This window comes from Rhodococcus sp. Leaf225, assembly GCF_001426145.1.
Taxonomy (GTDB): Bacteria; Actinomycetota; Actinomycetes; order Mycobacteriales; family Mycobacteriaceae; genus Rhodococcoides.
In genome coordinates, this window is record NZ_LMRN01000022.1 from 35,524 (window position 1) to 41,253 (window position 5,730).

The window sequence follows — 5,730 nt, forward strand, 5'->3', positions numbered from 1 at the left end:
GCCGGTGGCGCGTGTGGCCGGGGTGGACTGCATCGCCAACCACACCTCGCGTCGGGACGGATCCGACGTCCACAGGCTGGAGAGATGGTCCAGGAAGTCGTCGAGGAAGCGTAGCCAGTCGAGTGACGGAACCTCGCCGTCGAAGTCGGCGAACTCCTGGCGCACGCCTGCGAGATCCTGGCGACCCAGTTCGCACACGATGACGTACTTGTTGGCGAAGAACTGGTACAGCGTGCCGATGGGCAGTCCGGCGCGGGCCGCGACCTCCTCGCACGTGAACGACTCGAACCCCACGTCGGTCAACAGTTCGCGCGACGCCGTCAACAATGCGTCGAACTTCCGTTTGCTGCGCTCCTGGGTGGGGCGGCGGCGGGGGAGCAGCTCGACGGGCTCGTTCTCGTCCGCGTTCTCGCTGGTGTCGGCCCCGTCGCGGACATCGGTCTCGTCGTGAAGGCCCTGATCGTGCGCCGTCTCCTCGGTGATCGGGGTGCTGCGCCCCGGTGCTCCGTCGGTCGACTCCACGTCACCAACAGTATCGGTCGACCCACCGTTCTCGAACAGTGAGCTACCGTTCGGCCGCATTCAATATGAACTTACGGTATGTTTAGAGACTGTTACAAGACGCATCGTTCACTGACGGAGCATGTAGTCGATCGTTCAGGCCGGTCTCGGGGGAGTCACGACGGCTGTGTCGGCTTCCGGTTCGTCTTCGAGAAGAGGAGGCACATCATGAACGACACCCCCCGCAACAGCAGCGCACCCGAGACCCGTGGTGACACCACCGTGGTCTCCGCCGTTCTGCTGTATCACCTGGACGGGTCCACGGTGACGGCGTCCCTGCTGTCTCCCATCGACGGGTCGGACCTCGGCGTCGCCGAGTCGATCGACCTCGAGGACTTCTCGCCCGAGCAGATCGGGCTGACGGTGCCAATGCTGTGGGACCTGGTGGACGTCGCCGACGCCTGTGTCATGTCCGTCGTGACCTCGGGCGCTGCCGCTGACATCGACGTGGCTCCGCCCATCCTCGAACTCGCGTTCGGTGTTCCCGTCTTCGACTCTCCCACCCCGGTCGTCGCGGACACGCCCGCCGACGGCGCGACACTCGACGACGACGCCACTCCTCCTGCCGACGATGTCGCGCCCTGGCAGCGGACCACACCCTCCGCTGTCGCCGCCGCCGCAGCGGCAGCCCGCCCACCTCTGCGCCCGACGCGTCCCGTCCCGGCCAAGCCGGTACGCCGGTCCGCGACCGGTGCGGGGAAGTCCGGCGTCGTGAAGTCGGCCGCGTCCGCGTCGCCGATCTCGAAGTCCGCAGCGGCACGTGCCGGTGTGGCAGGTGCCGCCGCCGCGGCTGCTCGCCCCCGAGTCGCGTCCGCCGACGAGGTCACGCCCGTCGACAAGGCCGTTCCTCCCACGACGTCGTCCGACACCGACACCGAGGTGTTCCCCGCCGTCGTGGCGCCTGCTGTCGTCGATCCGATCGACGATGCTCGGACCGAGGCCATCCCGGTGGTGACGGCCGCGTCCGTCGCTCCCACCGGTCGCCGCTCGCGCCGTTTCGTCGGGTTCGCGGGCGCTGCTGCAGCAGCAGCGCTGGTCGCGGCGGGCATCGGTACCGCTGCCGTGATGTCCGGTGGATCGGACAGCGTGCCCCAGAACACCGCCGCGGAGCAGCAGGCCCCGAACGGTGGCTCCGCGTCCCCGGTGGCAGATGCTCCCGCAGCCGCGGCACCGGTGGTTCCCGCTGCTCCGGCCGCGTCGCCGGCCCCCGCTGCTCCGGCAGCGCCGGTTCCGACAGAGGACGCCGCAGCAGACGCCGCGGCCTCCGACTGGACCGCGCCGTCGGCAGCACCCTGGTCGCCGACCGCCGCTGCGCCGGCGCCCACGCCGTGGACCACCACGCCGCCACAGCAGCAGTCGTCCTCTCCCAGTGCGGTACCCGCTCCGCAGTTCACCGTCCCGGTGCCCGAGCAGGATCCGAACAAGTCCCCGCAGCAGCTGCAGGACGAGGCGTGGGCGAAGCACTGGCAGCAGACCGGGCAGTGGCTGAACCAGGAGTTCCCGCAGTAGGTCGACGCGTCGAGGTGCCAGACTGTTTTCCATGACCTCTGGTACCGATGCGCAGTTGTCCGAGCTCCGAGACCGCGTGCGTGCGAGCATGCCGCGAGTGCGCGCCGAACTGGCAGACCTCGTTGCCTTTCGCTCCATCGCCGATCCCGAGCAGGCGCCGCCGTCCGAGTGCCGCTCCGCCGCGGAGTGGGTGCGGGACGCGTTCCGCGACGCCGGCGTGAAAGACACGGAGTTGCACGAGACGTCCGACGGATCGGCGGCCGTCATCGGTCGGCGCCGCGCCGCGGACGGTGCTCCGACGGTCCTGCTGTACTCGCACTACGACGTCCAGCCTGCGGGCGACGAGTCGCTGTGGAACAGCGCGCCTTTCGAATTGACCGATCGGGACGGTCGCTGGTTCGGCCGCGGTTCGGCCGATTGCAAGGGCAACGTGCTGATGCACCTCGCGGCGCTCCGTGCGCTCGGCTCCGACTCGGAGGTGGGCATCGTGGTGGTGTGCGAGGGCTCGGAGGAGACCGGGACCGGTGGCCTCGAGGACCTGGTGCACGATCGTCCCGAACTGTTCGCGGCCGATGTGATCGTCATCGGCGACACGGGCAACATCGCCGTCGGAACGCCGACGCTGACGACGTCGCTTCGCGGCATGGCGATCGTGCGGGTCGACGTCGAGACACTCCGCGGCGCAGTGCATTCCGGCATGTACGGCGGTCCTGCGCCCGACGCACTGGTGGCCCTCGTGGCGATGCTCGCCACGCTGCACGACGTCAACGGCGACACCACCATCGACGGGGTCGACGGTTCCGGCGTGTGGGGCGGTGCCGAGTATCCGGTCGAGCGTTTCCGGACGGATGCGGGCGTGCTGGACGGTGTGGAGCTCACCGGGAGCGGGTCTATCGCCGACCATCTCTGGGCCCGGCCGTCCGTCACCGTCATGGGCATCGACTGCCCACCCGTGGTGGGAAGCGCCGCCGCCGTGGTGCCTCGCGCGTCCGCGCGCATCGGACTGCGCGTACCGCCCGGCATGGACGCCGAGAAGACGCGTGATCTGCTCGTCACTCACCTGACGAATGCGGCGCCGTGGTCCGCGCGGGTGACGGTCACGCCGGATGCCGTCGGATCACCCTTCGCCGCCCGTACGGACGGCCCCGCGTACGGCACGCTGATGACCGCGTTGAGCGACGCCTACGGCGAGCCCGTGCAGTTCGCCGGGCAGGGCGGTTCCATTCCGCTGTGCACCGCGCTGCAGCGCGCGGTTCCGGACGCGGAGATCGTCCTCATGGGCGTCGAGGAGCCGCTGTCGACCATTCACGCACCGAACGAGAGCGTCGACCCCAGCGAGATCGAGACCATCGCGGTGGCCGAAGCAGCGTTCCTGAGCCGCCTGCCCGAGCAGTGGCGGCTCAGAGCTTCAGATCGCGGATGAGCTTGGCGACGTGGCCGGTGGCCTTCACGTTGTACTGAGCCACCTCGACCTTGCCGTCGGCGTCGATGACGAACGTCGAGCGGATGACGCCCGTGACGGTCTTGCCGTACATCGACTTCTCGCCGAACGCGCCCCACGCCTGCAAGGTCGACTTCTCCGGATCGGAGAGCAGCGGGAACGTGAGGCCCTCGTCGTCGCGGAACTTCGCCAGCTTGGCGGGCTTGTCCGGCGACACCCCGATCACCTCGAGGCCCGCATCGTTGAGCTGCGCCAGGCTGTCGCGGAAGTCGCACGCCTGCTTCGTGCACCCCGGCGTCGCCGCGGCGGGGTAGAAGTAGACGACCACGCGTCGGCCGGCGTAGTCCGCCCGCGACACGGTGTTGCCGTCGGCGTCGGGGAGGGACAGGGCGGGAGCAGCGTCGCCTGCGGACAGTCTCGAGGTCGTGGTCACGATGCCAAACTTAGCCGACTCGTCCGAGCCGGGCAGGCGCGCCGGGCGTCGTGCTCTAGGCTTTGAGGCGACCGCAGAAGTTCTGCATCTTCGTCCAGCCGGGAGGGCTTTCGTGGCACGCAACACCGACAACATCGAGCGCGACATCGAGGCCGCACGCGACCAGCTCGCGTCGACCCTGGACGAGCTCAGCGTGCGCGCCAACCCGAAGCGGCTGGTCGAGAACACCAAGCGCAGCGTCGTGGGCACCCTCAACGAGCCCGCCGTGAAGTTCTCGCTCATCGGCGTCGGCGCCGTCGTCGCCATCCTGGTGATCCGCAAGATCGTCAGCTGAGCATCTGCGCAGGTCAGTGACTCGATTTCACTCCATGCGCGCCAGGTGTTAATGTCTTTCACGCACCGAGGAGCGCGAGCCGCTCCGACCATGCGCCTATAGCTCAGTTGGTAGAGCAAGTGACTCTTAATCACTGGGTCCGGGGTTCGAGTCCCTGTGGGCGCACCAAAAAGGGCCCCTGATCAGCAGTTATGCTGAACAGGGGCCCTTCTGGTTTCGGTGCCACTCACTACTTATTCATGACTTTCAACTCCGAACTCACGTTTACGTGCAATCGGCCGCACATTGGCGATGCGTAACTGCTGGTCAGAGCGCCGCGTTCGTGTCTGTACTGGTTCCAATAGACTGCTGGATTAAGAGTCGTGTAGCCATGGCCGTCTACCACGGTGCGCGACTATACGTCGCGATGCTGGGTGGCTGACCGCTGAAGTGCGACGGGGACGGCGCCGGAATGCGTACGGACTGTGAGCCTCGTCCTCGTTGCCCAGAGATGTGCGGAGTATGCGCAGCTGACACCGCCGGACTCGCCCGTGGTGCACTTCGATCTCGGTGATGGTGGTGACGTGCCGGGGCGGTGCGACACACGGAGGACTGCGGTGCACGGTTGTGTCCTGATGGCCGGACTCCCGGTGACCGGAGTTGTCGGACGCGGCAGGACACCTGTTCTGCATCACCGCGGAGCTGTGATCGGATCGGCGTAGCTCAGCGTGCGATCAGCCGTATGTTTCGGTGCGCGGCCACATTTCGAACCGGTCTACTTCGAGCATTGCACTCAGTCGCTGCTGGGCAGGAGCTCGGCGAGTCGTTTTCGCGCGAAGGTGTCGTAGGGCGCAGCATCGAACAGTGTGGATCTGGCGTGACCGACCTTTCCGACTCGGACCGAAGGATCCTGCCGCTCGAATTCCGCACCGACGACCGGGAAGAACGTGTCGTTGTCGTTACCGACGTCCGGCACTTCGACCCAGCGCGTGCCTTTGACGTCCTCGACGATGAACCGTCGGACCTTCCGACGGTGGTCGGCGATCAGTGACTCTGAATGATGCAGCATCGAGCTGCGGTTGTGTCCCACTCCGATCAACAGGATGCGGCCACGGCGGTGGACGATCTCGTCGAACGGTGACTGCGCTCCGAGCGCATACGCCCACGGTTGTCGCGCACAGACCGGCACTGCCTCCCGTCCCACAGCGGCGACCGACACCTGAGGATGCGCACTGCGTACGCGACCCGGCCACGCCAGGAGCGCCGTCGGGACAGCACCCATGGTCGTCGGTGTCTCCGAGGTGAACGCACTGGCGGACTCCCCGGTGAAAGCCGGCACCACCAGCGTGCCGCCGGAGCCGATCACGTCGAGGAGCGCGCTCACCACAGCCGCGGCGCCACCGTCGACCTGGCCGATCGACGACAACGACGAATGGCACAGAACCAGGTCACCGCGGCGCAGACCGAGGCGGG

The 5,730-nt window shown here is 67.7% G+C and carries 6 protein-coding genes and 1 tRNA gene; 4 read left to right on the forward strand and 3 right to left on the reverse strand.

Translation table 11 applies throughout. From position 1 onward, the window contains the following. Nucleotides 1-522, reverse strand: a 522-nt coding sequence (locus tag ASG69_RS23145) for a TetR/AcrR family transcriptional regulator (RefSeq protein WP_442971102.1), incomplete at its 3' end; no start/stop codon positions are given. Nucleotides 523-729: 207 nt separating this feature from the next. Here ASG69_RS23145 and ASG69_RS17610 point away from each other — a divergent pair. Continuing rightward, nucleotides 730-2,070, forward strand: a complete 1,341-nt coding sequence (locus tag ASG69_RS17610; RefSeq protein ID WP_056448915.1) for a hypothetical protein — start codon at nt 730-732, stop codon at nt 2,068-2,070. 31 nt (nt 2,071-2,101) lie between these two features. Further along, nucleotides 2,102-3,493, forward strand: a complete 1,392-nt coding sequence (locus ASG69_RS17615; protein ID WP_056448912.1) for a dipeptidase — start codon at nt 2,102-2,104, stop codon at nt 3,491-3,493. Here the strand turns inward: ASG69_RS17615 and bcp are convergent. Continuing rightward, the gene (bcp, locus tag ASG69_RS22250) at nt 3,471-3,944 is read right to left on the reverse strand and encodes a thioredoxin-dependent thiol peroxidase (protein ID WP_056448910.1); all 474 of its coding nucleotides are present in this window, start codon (nt 3,942-3,944) and stop codon (nt 3,471-3,473) included. The genes ASG69_RS17615 and bcp overlap by 23 nt on opposite strands. A 112-nt stretch (nt 3,945-4,056) precedes the next feature. Between bcp and ASG69_RS22550 the strand changes: the two genes are divergently transcribed. Continuing rightward, a complete protein-coding gene (locus tag ASG69_RS22550) occupies nt 4,057-4,278 on the forward strand; it encodes a DUF3618 domain-containing protein (protein WP_027505503.1) in 222 nt (73 codons plus the stop codon). 92 nt (nt 4,279-4,370) lie between these two features. Beyond that, a tRNA-Lys gene (locus tag ASG69_RS17630) sits at nt 4,371-4,446 on the forward strand. Between the two features lie 604 nt (nt 4,447-5,050). Here ASG69_RS17630 and ASG69_RS17635 read toward each other — a convergent pair. Beyond that, the coding region (locus ASG69_RS17635) for an aminoglycoside N(3)-acetyltransferase (protein WP_082546991.1) at nt 5,051-5,730 on the reverse strand (680 nt) is incomplete at its 5' end.

Bases quoted from the DNA above. Each gene is read 5' to 3' on its own strand.
- ASG69_RS17615 (WP_056448912.1), top strand. From the start codon at position 2,102: ATGACCTCTGGTACCGATGCGCAGTTGTCCGAGCTCCGAGACCGCGTG.
- ASG69_RS17610 (WP_056448915.1), top strand. From the start codon at position 730: ATGAACGACACCCCCCGCAACAGCAGCGCACCCGAGACCCGTGGTGAC.